We start from the raw sequence: 14407 nt of genomic DNA, 5'->3' as shown, positions 1-14407 counted from the left end.
ATCAAATGAAGATTATTCAAGGAACAGCTTGCGCAAATACTTAGGCACCGCGTTATCGGCGTTGGTGCCGATCACTTCCAGCTCCGGGTGCAGGTCTTTGAGGCGCTGGTGCGCGTTCTGCATGATGCAGCCTTTGCCCGCCATGGAGAGCATCTCGGCATCGTTCATGCCGTCGCCGAACGCGATGCAGTCTTTCAGGTCAAAGCCCAGACGTTTTGCCACCGCTTCCAGGGCGTGACCTTTGGACACGCCGCCCGCCATCACTTCCAGACAGGTCAGCGTGGAGAAGCTCACGTTGACGCGGTCGCCCCAACGGGCGTTGATCGCCTGCTCCAGCGGCAGCAGCGCTTCGTGGCTTTCGCAGGTAAAGAACACCTTGCTGATCCCCTCCGGATCCAGCAAACCCGGCTCATACAGCGAGTAGTTGAATACCGCTTCCTTGAAGAAGCGCATTTCGTCCGGCCGATGACGGTTCATAAACCATTCGTCGTCACGGTAAACGTTGGTGACGATATCCGGGTTGTTATGCACCACGCCGAACAGATCGGCGGCGATATCACGATCCAGGTTATGGGTGAAAATGAGGTTGCCGTCCGTGTCGTGTACGCGAGCACCGTTGGAGGTGATCATGTACGATTTGATTTCCAGGTTATCGCGGATCTGCCCCACGTCCACGTGGTGGCGGCCGGTGGCGAAGACAAAGTTCACGCCGCGGGCGGTCAGGAGTTTTAAGGTCTCTTTCGCGTAAGGCGACAGGGTGTGGTCGGGGGAAAGCAGCGTGCCATCTAAATCAGATGCAACAACCTGGTACATAGGGATTTAAACCTCTGGTGAAAACAGTAATCAGTTATGCCTGTTGAAAAATTCAACAATAGCGTTGAGCGCGACTGAGCGCATAGCGTCCTTTTCGAAAAGGATCTCATGGTACGCGCCGTTGATGACAAGCGGTTTACCCCCTTCACACGGGTGGCCCGCCGCGGCGCGCAATTCACAGTATCGATCGTGCATGCGGTTATCCACCACACGCTCTTCCTCCGCCTGAATCAGAAGCGTCGGCGTGTCATCATCACCCACGCCCGCCAGCACCTGCTCGCCGGCGTGAATGCCTTCCCGCACCCAGTGCCAGGTCGGGCCACCGACGCGTAAGCGCGGCTCATCGGCATAGAAGCGCAGGTTACGGCGATAGCGCTGCCGACTGTGGGTTAACACGTTGATGGCAAACGGTAGCGCCCGCCAGCGCCCTGTCCCGATGGCATAATTTTCTCGAATGCGCTGATGGCCCTCAGCCCAGTCGAGAAGATGGCGTACCATCCAGTCAGGGAAGCGAATCACAATGCCATACATCGGCGCGGTAAGCGCGATGGCATCGCACTGGTGATCGTAGCGCTGCAAAAACAGCGTGGAAATGGCACCGCCCATGGAGTGCGCCAGTATATAGCGCTTGCGCCACGGGCCTGGCTGCACTTCCTGCTCCCAGAACGCGGCGAAATCGTCGACGTAATCGCTGAAGTTATCCACGTGGCCGCGATGGGTATCCGGCAGCAACCGGCCTGAAAGCCCCTGCCCGCGATGGTCGATAATTAATACGTCGAAGCCCAGATGGAACAGGTCATACGCCAGCTCGGCATATTTGACGTAACTTTCGATACGGCCGGGGCAGACCACAATCACCCGGTCATTTTTTTCATCACGGAAACGAACGAAGCGTACCGGGATCCCTCCGACGCCCGTAAATTCATCTTCCTCTCGCTGGCGCCAGAAATCGCTCAGCGGCCCCATGGAGAAAGCCGCAAATGCGTTTTCTCGTGTTTCCCAGTCCTTTTTCTGCTGAAACATTGGGTTTCCACCCCCCGTAATCCAGGGAATATAGTTTTTTTCGTCATCGGTCACAAAATGACTCAACAATAGCGTATTGTGGCATAAAAACAGACGATCCGGGAGTTTCAAATGACCTTCGAGTGGTGGTTCGCTTACCTGCTGACATCCATCATCCTCAGCCTTTCACCCGGCTCCGGGGCCATCAATACCATGACCACCTCCATCAACCACGGCTATCGCGGCGCGGCGGCGTCGATTGCCGGTTTACAGACCGGGCTTGGCATTCACATTGTGCTGGTGGGGATTGGCCTGGGGACGCTGTTCTCCCGTTCGGTGCTGGCGTTTGAAGTGCTGAAGTGGGCCGGTGCGGCGTATCTGATTTGGCTGGGCATTCAGCAGTGGCGCGCGGCAGGCTCAATTGACCTGAATACGCTCTCCCGGACGCAAACACGCGGCCATCTGTTTAAGCGCGCGGTGTTCGTTAACCTGACCAACCCAAAAAGCATCGTGTTCCTCGCCGCCCTGTTCCCGCAGTTTATCGTGCCGCATCAGCCTCAAGTCATGCAGTATGTGGTGCTCGGCGCGACCACCATTATTGTCGATATCATTGTGATGATTGGTTACGCGACGCTGGCGCAGCGAATTGCGGCGTGGATCAAAGGGCCTAAGCAGATGAAGGCCCTGAACAAAGTCTTTGGTTCGCTGTTTATGCTGGTTGGCGCGCTGCTTGCGTCAGCGCGTCATGCTTAGCGAGAAATAATGAGATGAATACCGAAGCCGGCGAACAGCGCGCCGGCAAAGCCGTCGATCCACTTCGCGATGCGCTGGTAGCCGCGACGCATTGCCGGTAAGGCGAACAGGCTGGCGACGATAGTAAACCAGGCGAACGTCTCAACCACGATCAGCAGGAAGATCCCCCAGCGCGCGCCCGCGCCGACGCTGTCACCCACAAACAGCGAGAACACGGAGCCGAAATAGATAATCGCTTTCGGGTTCGCCAGGTTGGTCAGGAGCCCTTTCACAAAGCTGCGTCCGCCCGTTGCCAGCTCAACCTTTGGCTCTTCCGGCTTTTTCTCTTCTTTCTTCAGCGCCCCGCGCAGCATCTGATAGCCCATCCAGCACAGGTACAGTCCACCGCCGACCATGATGATGTTATGCAGCCACGCCATCTTCGCCAGGATCAGGTTCAGACCGAGCAGCGCAACAGCCGCCCAGACCATAACGCCCATGGTAATACCGAGCACACCCATCATCGCCTCTTTACGGGAGCGGCTGACGGCCGTTTGTGACACGAAGAAAAAGTCAGGGCCAGGGCTCATCAGCGCAACGATGTGCACTAACGCCACGGTGAGAAATAGCATTAACATAATTAGCTCGCGGGGAAATAATTCAGTGAGTCATCATCCTGGCACTTTTTCGCCCGGCTGACTACTCCTCATCATCACCATCGGCGTGAGAGCGGATGAGCGCCATAAATTCTTTACCAAAGCGCTCCAGCTTGCGCGTACCGACGCCGTTGACGCTGAGCATTTCGCTGGCGCTGAGCGGCATCTGCTCGGCCATTTCAATCAGCGTCGCGTCGTTGAACACCACGTATGGCGGGATGTTCTCTTCATCCGCAATGGCCTTGCGCAGCTTACGCAGCTTGGCGAACAGCTTGCGATCGTAGTTGCCGCCGTAGGATTTTTGCATCACCCGCGGCTTGAGGGCGACGACGCGCGGAACGGCGAGCTTCAGCTCCACCTCGCCGCGCAGGACCGGCCGCGCCGCTTCGGTGAGCTGAAGCGCAGAGTGCTGGGCGATATTTTGCGTGGCAAAGCCGAGGTGGATCAGTTGGCGAATGATGCTCACCCAGTGCTCGTGGCTCTGGTCTTTACCGATGCCGTAAACCGGCAGCTTGTCGTGACCCATGTCGCGGATACGCTGGTTGTTGGCACCGCGCAGCACTTCCACCACGTAGCCCATCCCGAAGCGCTGGTTCACGCGTCCGATAGTCGAGAGCGCTTTGCGCGCGTCCATCAGGCCATCGTACTGCTTTGGTGGGTCGAGGCAGATATCGCAGTTGCCGCACGGCGCCTGTCGTCCTTCACCAAAGTAGTTGAGCAGCACCAGACGGCGGCAGGTTTGCGCTTCGGCAAAGGCCCCCATCGCGTTGAGCTTGTGGCGTTCGATATCCTGCAACTGCCCCTGCGGTTTTTCCTCCAGACAGCGGCGCAGCCACGCCATATCCGCCGGATCGTAAAACAGCATCGCTTCCGCTGGCAGGCCATCACGCCCCGCGCGGCCGGTTTCCTGATAGTAGGATTCAATGTTGCGCGGAATGTCGAAGTGCACCACAAAGCGCACGTTGGGCTTGTTGATCCCCATCCCGAACGCCACCGTCGCGACGACGATTTGCAGGTCGTCGCGCTGGAATTTCTCCTGCACCTCGGCGCGAATGTGGTTCTCCAGCCCGGCGTGATAGGCCGCGGCGCTAAAGCCGCGGTTTTGCAGACGCGCGGCGGTGTCTTCCACCTTCGCGCGGCTGTTGCAGTAGATAATGCCGGACTTGCCGCGCTGCTCCTGCACGTAGCGTAAGAGCTGATCCAGCGGCTTGAATTTTTCCATCAGCATATAGCGGATGTTCGGCCGGTCGAAGCTGCTGACCTGGATATACGGATCTTTCAGCCCCAGCAGGCGAACGATATCCAGACGCGTGGTGTCATCCGCCGTGGCGGTAAGCGCCATAAACGGCAGCTCGGGGAAGCGCTGACGCAGCTGGCCGAGCGCGGCATATTCCGGACGGAAGTCGTGCCCCCACTGGGAGATACAGTGCGCTTCATCCACCGCCAGCAGGACCGGGTTCCAGTGCGCCAGGTTTTCGAGGAAGTTGTCCAGCATCAGGCGCTCTGGCGCGATATACAGCAGACGAACCTGTCCAGTGCGGCACCCGGCCATCACCTCTTGCTGCTGCTCGCGGGTTTGCGTTGAGTTAAGACAGGCCGCCGCCACGCCGTTGGCGAGCAGCTGGTCGACCTGGTCTTTCATCAGGGAAATAAGGGGCGATACTACGACCGTCAGGCCGTTAAGCACCAGCGCGGGCACCTGATAGCAGAGGGATTTACCGCCGCCGGTCGGCATCACCACCAGGCAATCGCGGCCTTCCAGCACGGTTTCAATGATGGTTTCCTGGCCAGGACGGAACTGCTGGTAGCCGAAGGTTTCATGCAAAACCTGTTTAGCCAGCGATTCCTGATTCAATACTTCCGCCTGCGCCACGTTAACCCCATATGCCAGAAATGAAACAGGCGCTATTTTCAGCGCCTGAGAGAGAAACTTCAACGTTTAACGCAAAAACATTCGAGCAGCTTAGAAAATATCGTTCAGCATGACGCCCACACCGACGCGGGTCTGGTTGAAGTTGTAGTCGATCAGCGATTCGCCGTAGCCGCTATACACCTGGGTATAGAGACGCACGTGTTTCGTCACCGGGTAGCTCAGGCCCAGCTCAGCGCCGCCGTATCCGGTGTTCCAGTTATACTGACCTTTGGCGCTCAGCACCGCGTCACCCAACTGATAGCCCACCTTGAGCTGATAGTAGCCCATGTATTTGGTGATATCCGGGTTGTCATCGGTGCTGCCCACCACGTACCACGGCTTCACTTCCACCATGAAATTGCCGTTCTGCGCCATCAGACGCGTATAGACGCGGTTCCAGCTGCGTGAGGTTGGGTCGGAACGACCGTTGGAATCGTGGTTATAACCCACCTCTACGTCGCGCAGCGTCCAGCCTGCAAACTCATAATCGGTGGCGAAACCGAGGAACAGCTGCGGCTCATAGTTGGTTTCGCGGAACGGTGAAGATTCGCCGCTGTTGGAGAGCTGCCACCATGACTTCTGCGTGTAGGACGCGCCAAGCACCGAGTTCGGCCCCAGGATGCCGCGCCAGAACGGGAAGGCGAGGCTGAGCTGGAACTTCACTTCATCTTTACGCGCATTATCAGACCAGTTATAGGAACTTATCGCCTCTTTGTTGAGATCGCTGGTCTGGGTGTAGATCACGTAGTTTGTGTCATAGGGGTACAGCGTGAACGGATTGTCATGCTCCTGAAGCATATTGGCGATGATGCTGCCCTGAACGGCAGGTTTATCATGCACTTCTTTGATCGTCGCTTCCTGCGCATATGCTGTGAGGGGCAGCGCAACCGCCGCCAGTAACCAACCCAGATACGTCCGCATCGGTGGTGTTCTCCTGAAATTGTGACATTTAATGAATAGTTTTGTCTGCGCATTCTACAGACTTCTGCGATAACTTCCGCTTCCTCGTTTCTTAAAGTGGCATTCCTTTATCCTGAAGCATAAAATCAACATTTTATTAACAATAAGGATGCCACGTCTGATGTCAGCCACGCTAACCGCCGAAGAAACATTAAAACTCGTGGGCGAGATTTTTGTGTACCACATGCCGTTTAACCGTGCACTGGGTCTTGAGCTGGAACGATACGAAAAAGACTTTGCTCAGCTTAGCTTCAATAATCAGCCAATGATGGTGGGCAACTGGGCGCAAAGCATTTTGCATGGCGGGGTGATTGCCTCTGCGCTGGACGTGGCGGCCGGTCTGGTATGCGTGGGCAGCACGCTGACGCGCCACGACACTATCAACGAAGATGAGTTACGCCAGCGCCTGTCGCGCATGGGAACCATCGATTTACGCGTCGACTACCTGCGTCCAGGACGAGGAAACCGCTTTACCTGCACCAGCAGCCTGCTGCGTGCCGGGAATAAAGTTGCCGTTGCCCGCGTTGAGCTGCATAACGAAGAGCAGGTTTATATCGCCAGCGCAACCGCCACTTATATGGTGGGTTGAGGCGGCAAATTCGGGTAAAATTGATTCACTTTTTTGTAACGGATTTTCCCGATGGATGCTAAACAGACGCGGCAGGGCGTTTTACTCGCCCTTGCCGCTTATTTTATTTGGGGTATCGCGCCGGCGTACTTCAAGCTTATCGCCTATGTCCCGGCGGACGAAATCCTCACCCACCGCGTCATCTGGTCGTTTTTCTTTATGATCGCGCTGATGAGCATCAGCCGTCAGTGGTCAGGCGTCAAAACGCTGCTGAAAACGCCGAAGAAGGTCTTCCTGCTCGCGCTTTCCGCAGTGCTGATCGGCGGCAACTGGCTGCTGTTCATCTGGGCGGTGAATAACCATCATATGCTCGAAGCGAGCCTGGGGTACTTCATTAACCCGCTGGTGAATATCGTGCTGGGGATGATTTTCCTCGGCGAGCGCTTCCGTCGGATGCAGTGGGTGGCGGTGATTCTGGCCTTCTGCGGCGTGCTGGTGCAGCTGTGGACCTTTGGCTCGCTACCGATTATCGCCCTCGGCCTGGCGTTCAGCTTTGCCTTCTACGGCCTGGTGCGTAAGAAGATTGCGGTGGAAGCGCAGACGGGCATGCTGTTTGAAACCTTGTGGCTGCTGCCGGTCGCGGCAATCTATCTGTTTGGTATTGCCGACAGCGCCACCAGCCACATGGGCAGCAACCCATGGTCGTTAAACCTGATGCTGATGGCCGCAGGCGTGGTCACGACGATTCCCCTGCTGTGCTTCACCGGCGCGGCAACACGTCTACGCCTCTCCACGCTGGGCTTCTTCCAGTACATTGGCCCGACGCTGATGTTCCTGCTGGCGGTGGTATTTTACGGCGAAGTGCCGGGTGCGGATAAGATGGTGACCTTCGCCTTTATCTGGGTAGCGCTGGCCATCTTTGTTGCGGATGCGATCTATACCCAGCGCAGGACCCGCAGAGGGATGTAGTGCTTTTTTGCCGGATGGCGGCTGCGCCTATCCGGCCTACAAGAGCTGTAGGCCCGGAAAGCGTAGCGCCACCGGGCGAATTCTCAAAGCCAGTTCTTCCGCTTAAAGTACAGATACGGCGCCAGCCCGGCGAGGATCATAAAGATAATCGCCCCCGGGTAACCAAAGCTCCACTTCAGCTCCGGCATAAACTCAAAGTTCATTCCGTAGCTGGACGCCACCAGCGTCGGCGGCAGGAACACCACGGAGACCACCGAGAAGATCTTGATGATGCGGTTCTGCTCGATGTTGATAAAGCCCATCGCCGCCTGCATCAGGAAGTTGACCTTCTGGAACAGGGATTCGTTGTGCGGCAGCAGGGATTCGATATCGCGTAAAATCTCACGCGCCTGCTCCAGCTGACCGCCAGGCAGACGCGCCTTGCGCACCAGGAAGTTCAGCGCGCGCTGGGTATCCATCAGACACAAACGCACCTTCCAGCCGATATCTTCCAGCTCTGCCAGCGTGGACAACGCTTCGTCGTATTCATCGCCCTGATGGCCTTCCATGATCACGCGGCTCAGCTTTTCCAGGTCGCTGTAGATGTTTTCAATTTCATCCGCCAGCTGTTCGATTTTGGTTTCGAACAGATCCAGCAGCAGCTCATAGGCGTTTCCGTCTATCATCGCCTGACTGCGGGCGCGCATGCGGTAGAGACGAAACGCCGGCAGTTCGCGCTCGCGCAGGGTGAACAGGCGGCCATCGCGGATGGTGAACGCCACGGTAGAGTTCCCCGCGTGGTCTTCGGCATCTTCAAAAAAGAAGAAAGAGTGAATGTGCAGGCCGTCTTCGTCTTCAAAAAAACGGGCGGATGCTTCGATGTCTTCCAGTTCCGGGCGTGTCGCCAGGCTTTGCCCCAGTTCAGATTGTACGCGAAGGCGTTCATCGTCGTCCGGCTCGACCAGATCCACCCATACGGCATCAATGAGGGGCTGTGACTCTTCGGCTTCAAGCCGAGTCAGTCGGTTATTTTCGAGTTGAAATGCGCTCAACATGACCGGGACTCCCAATGCAAAAAATATCGGACAGTTCGGTGGGCACACAGAAACAAATTGGGTTTCAGACCATTAAACAGCCTGACTCAGCGCGACGGGAAAAATGCAGTCGCTGACAACCACTAAGGCCATCAGCAAGAGGAGATAGCCTTAGGAGTTGTTCCTGGATGACAGGGAATTGAGCCAGTATCTACTGGGTGTGTCCAAGGCGAATGTCCTCTTAGCGTAATCGTGCGCGCATGTTACGCCAGCAATAACTGTGGCGTCAACACGCAACGGAACGCTGAAGGGCATTAATTGACCTTCAGCGTATAAGGCTAGCAGAATATTACAAAATAGTGATATTTTTCTGAAAGTTACACACTTTCCAGCCTGGCATAGGCTGCCACCAGCCATTTGATCCCCTGCCCCTGGAACGCCACCTGCAAGCGGCTGTGCTCGCCGCTGCCTTCCAGGTTGACGATGGTGCCTTCGCCAAATTTAGCGTGGCGCACGCGCTGGCCCAGCTTGTACCCGGTGTCGGTTTCAGAGATCGGCGACCCCATACGCTGATGGCTGACCGGACGGCTGATGCTGGCGCGCAGGCGCACCTCTTCCACGCACTCTTCGGGCAGCTCGCCGATAAAGCGCGACGGACGGTGATACACCTCTTTCCCGTACAGGCGGCGGGTTTCCGCGTAGGTCAGGGTCAGCTTCTGCATCGCACGGGTCACGCCCACGTAGGCCAGACGGCGTTCTTCTTCCAGACGCCCGCCTTCATCCAGCGACATCTGGCTCGGGAACATGCCTTCTTCCATCCCGACGATAAACACCTGCGGGAACTCCAGACCTTTGGCAGAGTGCAGGGTCATCAGCTGAACCGCATCCTGCCAGGTATCGGCCTGCCCTTCTCCCGCCTCCAGCGCGGCGTGGGAGAGGAATGCCTGCAACGGCATCAGATCTTCGTCTTCTTCGTTGTAGCTGAACTGGCGCGTTGCCGTGACCAGTTCCTCTAAGTTCTCTATACGGGTCTGCCCCTTTTCGCCTTTTTCCTGCTCGTACATGGTGCGCAGGCCGGAATCTTTGATCACCCGGTCGGTCTGTACGTGCAGCGGCATGTCGGCGGTTTCCTGCGCCAGCGCGTCAATTAACTCCAGGAAGCGCTGCAACGCGCTGGCGGCGCGTCCGGCGAGGGCTTTTTCCTGCAACAGCTCGCGGCACGCCTGCCACAGCGTAAGCTGACGATCGCGCGAGGCCTGGCGCACCACGTCCAGCGTGCGATCGCCGATGCCGCGCGTCGGCGTGTTCACCACGCGCTCAAACGCCGCATCGTCGTTACGGTTGGCAATCAGACGCAGATACGAGAGCGCATCTTTGATCTCCTGACGTTCGAAGAAGCGCATACCGCCATAAATACGGTACGGCATGCTCACCTGCAACAGCGCCTCTTCCAGCACGCGCGACTGGGCGTTGCTGCGATAGAGAATGGCGCACTGCTCCAGCGCGCCGCCGTTGTCCTGCCAGGTTTTAATGCGGTTCACCACGAAGCGCGCTTCGTCGAGTTCGTTGAAGGCGCAGTAAATCGAAATAGGTTCGCCGTCGACGCCGTCGGTCCACAGCTTTTTACCCAGGCGCCCGTTGTTATTCTCAATCAGGGCGTTGGCCGCGCTCAGAATATTGCTGGTTGAGCGGTAGTTCTGCTCCAGACGGATGGTTTGCGCGCCGGGGAAATCGTTGAGGAAGCGCTGGATGTTTTCCACCTGCGCGCCGCGCCAGCCATAGATAGACTGGTCGTCATCGCCGACGATCATCACCTTGCCGGTATCACCGGCCAGCAGGCGGATCCACGCGTACTGGATGTTGTTGGTATCCTGGAATTCGTCCACCAGGATGTTGGTGAAGCGTTCACGGTAGTGTTGCAGGATATGCGGTTTGTTGAGCCACAGCTCATGGGCGCGCAGCAGCAGCTCGGCGAAATCCACCAGGCCGGCGCGGTCGCACGCTTCCTGATAGGCCTTGTAGACGTTCTGCCAGGTCTGCTCGACCGGATTACCGAAGCTCTGGATATGGTGCGGACGCAGCCCTTCGTCTTTCTGACCGTTGATGTACCACATCGCCTGACGCGGAGGCCACTGCTTCTCGTCGAGGTTCATCGCCTTGATCAGGCGCTTCAGCAGGCGGAGCTGATCTTCACTGTCGAGGATCTGAAAATCCTGCGGCAGGTTAGCGTCCATATGGTGCGCGCGCAGCAGACGGTGCGCCAGGCCGTGGAAGGTGCCAACCCACATGCCGCCCTGGCTGGTGCCCATCAGCTGTGCGATACGGTGGCGCATCTCTGCCGCTGCCTTGTTGGTAAACGTCACGGCCATAATCGAGTACGGCGAGCAGTTCTCCACGCTCTGGAGCCAGGCGATACGGTGAACCAGCACGCGCGTCTTACCACTGCCCGCTCCAGCCAGTACCAGCAGGTTTGTACGCGAGGCGGCAACCGCATCACGTTGTTTATCATTAAGGCTGTCGAGCAGGTAAGAAACGTCCATTGGCACCGTCACGTCATGTCGGGCAGGCAAATGTTTCCATTCGCCAAAACCCTGTTAATTTATACAGAACAATTGATGATTATATCAGCGTCGTGAGGGATGCCAACCGTGAAATTTCCACGTGCGGCAGAAGACGGCTGTCCAGGGTGGTCATCAGATCGGCGTTTTCCGGCTTGATCCAGCAGGCCTGCATGCCGCAGCGGATCGCCCCGGCGACGTCCGTGGTCAGGTCATCGCCCACGTGCAGGATTTCGCCGAGCGGCAAATCCAGTTTTTCCGCCGCCAGGTGATACATATCGTTAAACGGCTTCGAGCGCCCGTGCGGGCCCGCGCGCAGCACGAACTGAAAATAGTCACCTAAGCCGAACAGCTCGGGCTGAGCGTTGCCGTTGGTGATGGCAACCAGCGGCCACTTACTGGCCAGTTTCGCCAGCGTGTCGTGTGTCTCCTGCGGCACATCGATGCGGCTGCGCCATTTGGCGAAGTTTTCCATGGCCGCTTCGGCCCCCGTGGCCGCATCCTGCGCGCTCAGGCCGGCGTTGAGCATCGCCTGCTCAACCGCCCGGCGACGCCATTCGGTCACGTCGTGGTAAATCTCCGGTTCGGTTTCCCGCAGGGACTGACGCAGCTGCTGGAAGTCTTTGTTCTGCATCGCTTTCAGCGCAGGATGGTAGTTCTGCACAAACGCCAGCGACTCCTGCTCGGTACGCAGGATCACCGGACGGTTATCGTAAAGAGTGTCATCAAGGTCAAAGGTCAGGGCTGAGATCTGACCGAGTGGGCGGTAAAAACGCATTATTTCCCCCGTTTGGCGCGTGGATGCGCCGCGTCATACACCGAGGCAAGGTGTTGGAAGTCTAAATGGGTATAGATTTGGGTGGTCGACAGATTCGCGTGGCCGAGCAGCTCCTGCACGCCGCGCAGGTCGCCGCTTGATTCCAGCATGTGCGTCGCAAAGGAGTGGCGCAGCTTGTGCGGATGCACGTGGCTGTTCAGCCCCTGCTTGATGCCCCACTCCGCAAAGCGTTTCTGCACGTTACGCGCGGAGATCCGCTTGCCAAGCTTCGACAAAAACAGCGCATCTTCTTCGGCGCCAAACAGCCCGCGCAGATCCAGCCAGTGCTCAATCCAGGAGACGGCGTTGCGGCCAATCGGCAGGCGGCGCTCTTTGCTGCCCTTGCCCATTACCCACACTTCGCCCGTTTCCAGGTCGAGATGTTTTATATCGAGATTGACCAGCTCGGACAGACGCAGCCCGGCACCGTACATCACCTCCAGCATCGCGCGGTCGCGCACGGCCAGCGGATCGTTAAGATCGATATCCAGCAGGCGGTTTACGTCGTCGACGTCGATATTTTTCGGCAGATGGCGTGGGGCTTTTGGCGTGGCGATCCCTTTTGCCGGGTTAGCTTTCAGCTTGCCCTGACTGACCAGCCAGTCGAAAAAGCTGCGCAGGGCAGAGAGCCGGAGCGCCAGGCTCGCCGGGCTTAAGTTTTTTTTACGGCTACGCACGACGAACCCGCGTACCGTGGCGGCGTCACATTGTTGCCAGCTTTTCAGGCCGATTTCATCGGCAATCTGCATGATGGCATCAAGCTGACGCTGATAGTTGAGCAGCGTAATGGGGCTAAGCTGGCGCTCTACGCCCAGATAGCGCAGAAAGCGCGAGACGTCAGTGGCGAGCAGTGCGTCCGTCATACGCGCTCAATCCAGCGCTCCAGCAGCTCAGGCAGCATCAGGGCGATTTCCTGTAGCAGCTGCGTGCCCTGCCCCTGCTCATAATGATGCGCGTCGCGGCTGGTAAATAACATCACGCCCAGGTCACCATCACGCCCCATCAGCGACATCGCCACCGAGCCAATAGCTTTGGCTTCCGGCAACACCACCAGCAACTCTGGTCCATTAAGCGGCCCCAAATAGTGGTGCTCATGGCCCAGACGCTGAATGCGCAGCGGCTCAAACGCCTGACGGCTAAGCGCCAGATGGGTAAACCCGGACGGCGCGCCAATGCGCCAGCGGTCAGGGAACAGGCGGAGAGTTGCGCCTGCCAGCCCCAGCTCCCGCGCCCAGCGGTGGAAGCGATTGAGAAACTCTTCGAGACTGTGCGCAGACGCCAGACGCGCCTGGAGGTGCAGAAGACGGTGGAACAGGCTTTCGTTATTGCTGGCCTGCTCCATCAGCAGCGTCATGTTCTCTTCGAGCTGATGGATGTGATTGCGCGAGCGCGCCATGTGCCATTCAACCAGCGACACGGTCTCGCGAACCGGATGCGGCACGCGCATCCGTTCGACGACGCGTGCATTGCGGATAAAAAACTCAGGATTGTGCAGCAGGTAATCCACAACGGCGCTGTCGTCCAGCTCCGTTAAGGGTTCCCGCAGTTCTTCCCCTGGTTGCTTCATAGATGGATAAACCCGTCATAAACATGTGTCGCCGGGCCAGTCATGTACAGTGGATGACCCGCTCCTTTCCAGGCGATATCAAGACGCCCGCCCGGTAATTCCACGCGAACCTCTTCTGCCAGTAACCCCTGCGAGATGCCCACGGCCACCGCCGCACAGGCACCGCTTCCGCAGGCCTGGGTTTCGCCCGCGCCGCGCTCGTAAACCCGCAGGCGAATGTGTTCACGCTTCACCACCTGCATGAAACCGATGTTCGCCCGCTCCGGGAAGCGCTCGTGGCTTTCCAGTACCGGGCCGAGCGTTTCGACCGCGGCAGTTTGCACATCATCCACCTGAATCACGCAGTGCGGGTTACCCATTGAGACAACGCCGCACAATACTGTCTGCTCGGCGGCGCGCATAATATAGGTCTTTTCCGCTTTGTTGGCGCGAAACGGCACGGCAGAAGGCTCGAAGTTTGGCTCGCCCATGTTCACGCGCACCAGTTCGTCGTCGGTGACGCTGAGCACCATCCTGCCGTTGGCGGTGCTGACGCGGATATCGCGCTTGTTGGTGAGCCCTTTTAGCCGAACAAAGCGGGCAAAACAGCGCGCGCCATTGCCGCACTGGGACACTTCGCTGCCGTCGGCGTTAAAAATGCGGTAGTGAAAGTCCAGGTCAGGATCGTAAGGAGGCTCCACCACCAGCAGCTGGTCAAACCCGACGCCCACGTGTCGATCCGCCAGACGACGGATCAGCTCCGGGGAGAAAAAGACATTCTGCGTTACCGCGTCGACGACCATAAAGTCGTTGCCAAGGCCATGCATTTTAGAGAACTGCATCATTTGCTCCATTGCGCGG

General features: G+C 57.9%; 15 protein-coding genes. 3 read left to right on the top strand and 12 right to left on the bottom strand.

Annotation, left to right across the window (positions count from 1 at the left end):
- Positions 1 to 12: 12 nt before the first annotated feature.
- Together yigL and pldB are read right to left on the bottom strand one after the other, a co-directional pair.
- A complete protein-coding gene (gene yigL, locus N5C09_RS11860; protein WP_279749100.1) occupies positions 13 to 813 on the bottom strand; it encodes a sugar/pyridoxal phosphate phosphatase YigL in 801 nt (266 codons plus the stop codon).
- A gap of 30 nt (positions 814 to 843) precedes the next feature.
- Positions 844 to 1836 (bottom strand): lysophospholipase L2, encoded by a 993-nt coding sequence (gene pldB / locus N5C09_RS11855; protein ID WP_063452180.1) that lies wholly within the window; start codon positions 1834 to 1836, stop codon positions 844 to 846.
- A 111-nt stretch (positions 1837 to 1947) separates the two neighbouring features.
- Here pldB and rhtB point away from each other — a divergent pair, with 111 nt between their 5' ends.
- Complete coding sequence (gene rhtB, locus N5C09_RS11850; RefSeq protein ID WP_028014786.1) at positions 1948 to 2568, top strand: homoserine/homoserine lactone efflux protein; 621 nt, start codon at positions 1948 to 1950, stop codon at positions 2566 to 2568.
- On the opposite strand, the gene rhtC is transcribed toward rhtB, so the two are convergent.
- From rhtC to pldA, 3 genes are all read right to left on the bottom strand, one after another.
- Complete coding sequence (gene rhtC, locus N5C09_RS11845) at positions 2565 to 3185, bottom strand: threonine export protein RhtC (RefSeq protein ID WP_010426287.1); 621 nt, start codon at positions 3183 to 3185, stop codon at positions 2565 to 2567. The genes rhtB and rhtC overlap by 4 nt on opposite strands.
- Positions 3186 to 3246: 61 nt before the next feature.
- Entirely contained in the window at positions 3247 to 5076 is a 1830-nt protein-coding gene (gene recQ / locus N5C09_RS11840; protein ID WP_063868856.1) for an ATP-dependent DNA helicase RecQ, read from the bottom strand.
- Positions 5077 to 5166: 90 nt separating this feature from the next.
- On the bottom strand, positions 5167 to 6036 hold the full coding sequence (pldA, locus tag N5C09_RS11835) for a phospholipase A (protein WP_063452178.1): 870 nt from the start codon (positions 6034 to 6036) through the stop codon (positions 5167 to 5169).
- A 160-nt stretch (positions 6037 to 6196) separates the two neighbouring features.
- Here pldA and yigI point away from each other — a divergent pair, with 160 nt between their 5' ends.
- Together yigI and rarD are read left to right on the top strand one after the other, a co-directional pair.
- The gene (yigI, locus tag N5C09_RS11830) at positions 6197 to 6664 is read left to right on the top strand and encodes an acyl-CoA thioesterase YigI (protein WP_006812366.1); all 468 of its coding nucleotides are present in this window, start codon (positions 6197 to 6199) and stop codon (positions 6662 to 6664) included.
- 51 nt (positions 6665 to 6715) lie between these two features.
- Entirely contained in the window at positions 6716 to 7612 is an 897-nt protein-coding gene (rarD, locus tag N5C09_RS11825; protein ID WP_193037142.1) for an EamA family transporter RarD, read from the top strand.
- An 83-nt stretch (positions 7613 to 7695) separates the two neighbouring features.
- Here the strand turns inward: rarD and corA are convergent, their stop codons facing one another.
- The 7 genes from corA to dapF all read right to left on the bottom strand — a co-directional run bounded on the left by corA (position 7696) and on the right by dapF (position 14388).
- Entirely contained in the window at positions 7696 to 8646 is a 951-nt protein-coding gene (corA, locus tag N5C09_RS11820) for a magnesium/cobalt transporter CorA (protein ID WP_063868853.1), read from the bottom strand.
- Between the two features lie 150 nt (positions 8647 to 8796).
- Positions 8797 to 8853, bottom strand: a complete 57-nt coding sequence (ysgD, locus tag N5C09_RS11815; RefSeq protein WP_212743980.1) for a YsgD/CorL family protein — start codon at positions 8851 to 8853, stop codon at positions 8797 to 8799.
- A 149-nt stretch (positions 8854 to 9002) separates the two neighbouring features.
- Complete coding sequence (gene uvrD / locus N5C09_RS11810; RefSeq protein ID WP_063868850.1) at positions 9003 to 11165, bottom strand: DNA helicase II; 2163 nt, start codon at positions 11163 to 11165, stop codon at positions 9003 to 9005.
- Positions 11166 to 11244: 79 nt separating this feature from the next.
- Positions 11245 to 11961, bottom strand: coding sequence for a 5-amino-6-(5-phospho-D-ribitylamino)uracil phosphatase YigB (yigB, locus tag N5C09_RS11805; RefSeq protein WP_279749099.1), 717 nt, complete (start codon positions 11959 to 11961; stop codon positions 11245 to 11247).
- Positions 11961 to 12863 carry a tyrosine recombinase XerC gene (gene xerC, locus N5C09_RS11800; protein WP_063868846.1) on the bottom strand — a complete coding sequence of 301 codons (903 nt, stop codon included), beginning with the start codon at positions 12861 to 12863 and terminating at the stop codon, positions 11961 to 11963. Before xerC ends, yigB begins: the two co-directional genes overlap by 1 nt.
- On the bottom strand, positions 12860 to 13567 hold the full coding sequence (locus N5C09_RS11795; RefSeq protein ID WP_063868844.1) for a DUF484 domain-containing protein: 708 nt from the start codon (positions 13565 to 13567) through the stop codon (positions 12860 to 12862). The genes xerC and N5C09_RS11795 overlap by 4 nt, the downstream gene beginning before the upstream one ends.
- Positions 13564 to 14388, bottom strand: a complete 825-nt coding sequence (dapF, locus tag N5C09_RS11790; protein WP_022646661.1) for a diaminopimelate epimerase — start codon at positions 14386 to 14388, stop codon at positions 13564 to 13566. The genes N5C09_RS11795 and dapF overlap by 4 nt, the downstream gene beginning before the upstream one ends.
- Positions 14389 to 14407 lie beyond the last annotated feature (19 nt).

The sequence above is a fragment of the Enterobacter sp. GD03975 genome, from assembly GCF_029838645.1.
GTDB classification, from domain to species: Bacteria; Pseudomonadota; Gammaproteobacteria; order Enterobacterales; family Enterobacteriaceae; genus Enterobacter; species Enterobacter quasihormaechei.
Note: the sequence above shows the minus strand (reverse complement) of the source record. Positions and strands in the feature narration are given on the sequence as shown.

Bases quoted from the DNA above. Each gene is read 5' to 3' on its own strand.
- yigL (WP_279749100.1), bottom strand. From the start codon at position 813: ATGTACCAGGTTGTTGCATCTGATTTAGATGGCACGCTGCTTTCCCCC.
- pldB (WP_063452180.1), bottom strand. From the start codon at position 1,836: ATGTTTCAGCAGAAAAAGGACTGGGAAACACGAGAAAACGCATTTGCG.
- rhtB (WP_028014786.1), top strand. From the start codon at position 1,948: ATGACCTTCGAGTGGTGGTTCGCTTACCTGCTGACATCCATCATCCTC.
- rhtC (WP_010426287.1), bottom strand. From the start codon at position 3,185: ATGTTAATGCTATTTCTCACCGTGGCGTTAGTGCACATCGTTGCGCTG.
- pldA (WP_063452178.1), bottom strand. From the start codon at position 6,036: ATGCGGACGTATCTGGGTTGGTTACTGGCGGCGGTTGCGCTGCCCCTC.
- yigI (WP_006812366.1), top strand. From the start codon at position 6,197: ATGTCAGCCACGCTAACCGCCGAAGAAACATTAAAACTCGTGGGCGAG.
- rarD (WP_193037142.1), top strand. From the start codon at position 6,716: ATGGATGCTAAACAGACGCGGCAGGGCGTTTTACTCGCCCTTGCCGCT.
- corA (WP_063868853.1), bottom strand. From the start codon at position 8,646: ATGTTGAGCGCATTTCAACTCGAAAATAACCGACTGACTCGGCTTGAA.
- uvrD (WP_063868850.1), bottom strand. From the start codon at position 11,165: ATGGACGTTTCTTACCTGCTCGACAGCCTTAATGATAAACAACGTGAT.
- yigB (WP_279749099.1), bottom strand. From the start codon at position 11,961: ATGCGTTTTTACCGCCCACTCGGTCAGATCTCAGCCCTGACCTTTGAC.
- xerC (WP_063868846.1), bottom strand. From the start codon at position 12,863: ATGACGGACGCACTGCTCGCCACTGACGTCTCGCGCTTTCTGCGCTAT.
- N5C09_RS11795 (WP_063868844.1), bottom strand. From the start codon at position 13,567: ATGAAGCAACCAGGGGAAGAACTGCGGGAACCCTTAACGGAGCTGGAC.
- dapF (WP_022646661.1), bottom strand. From the start codon at position 14,388: ATGCAGTTCTCTAAAATGCATGGCCTTGGCAACGACTTTATGGTCGTC.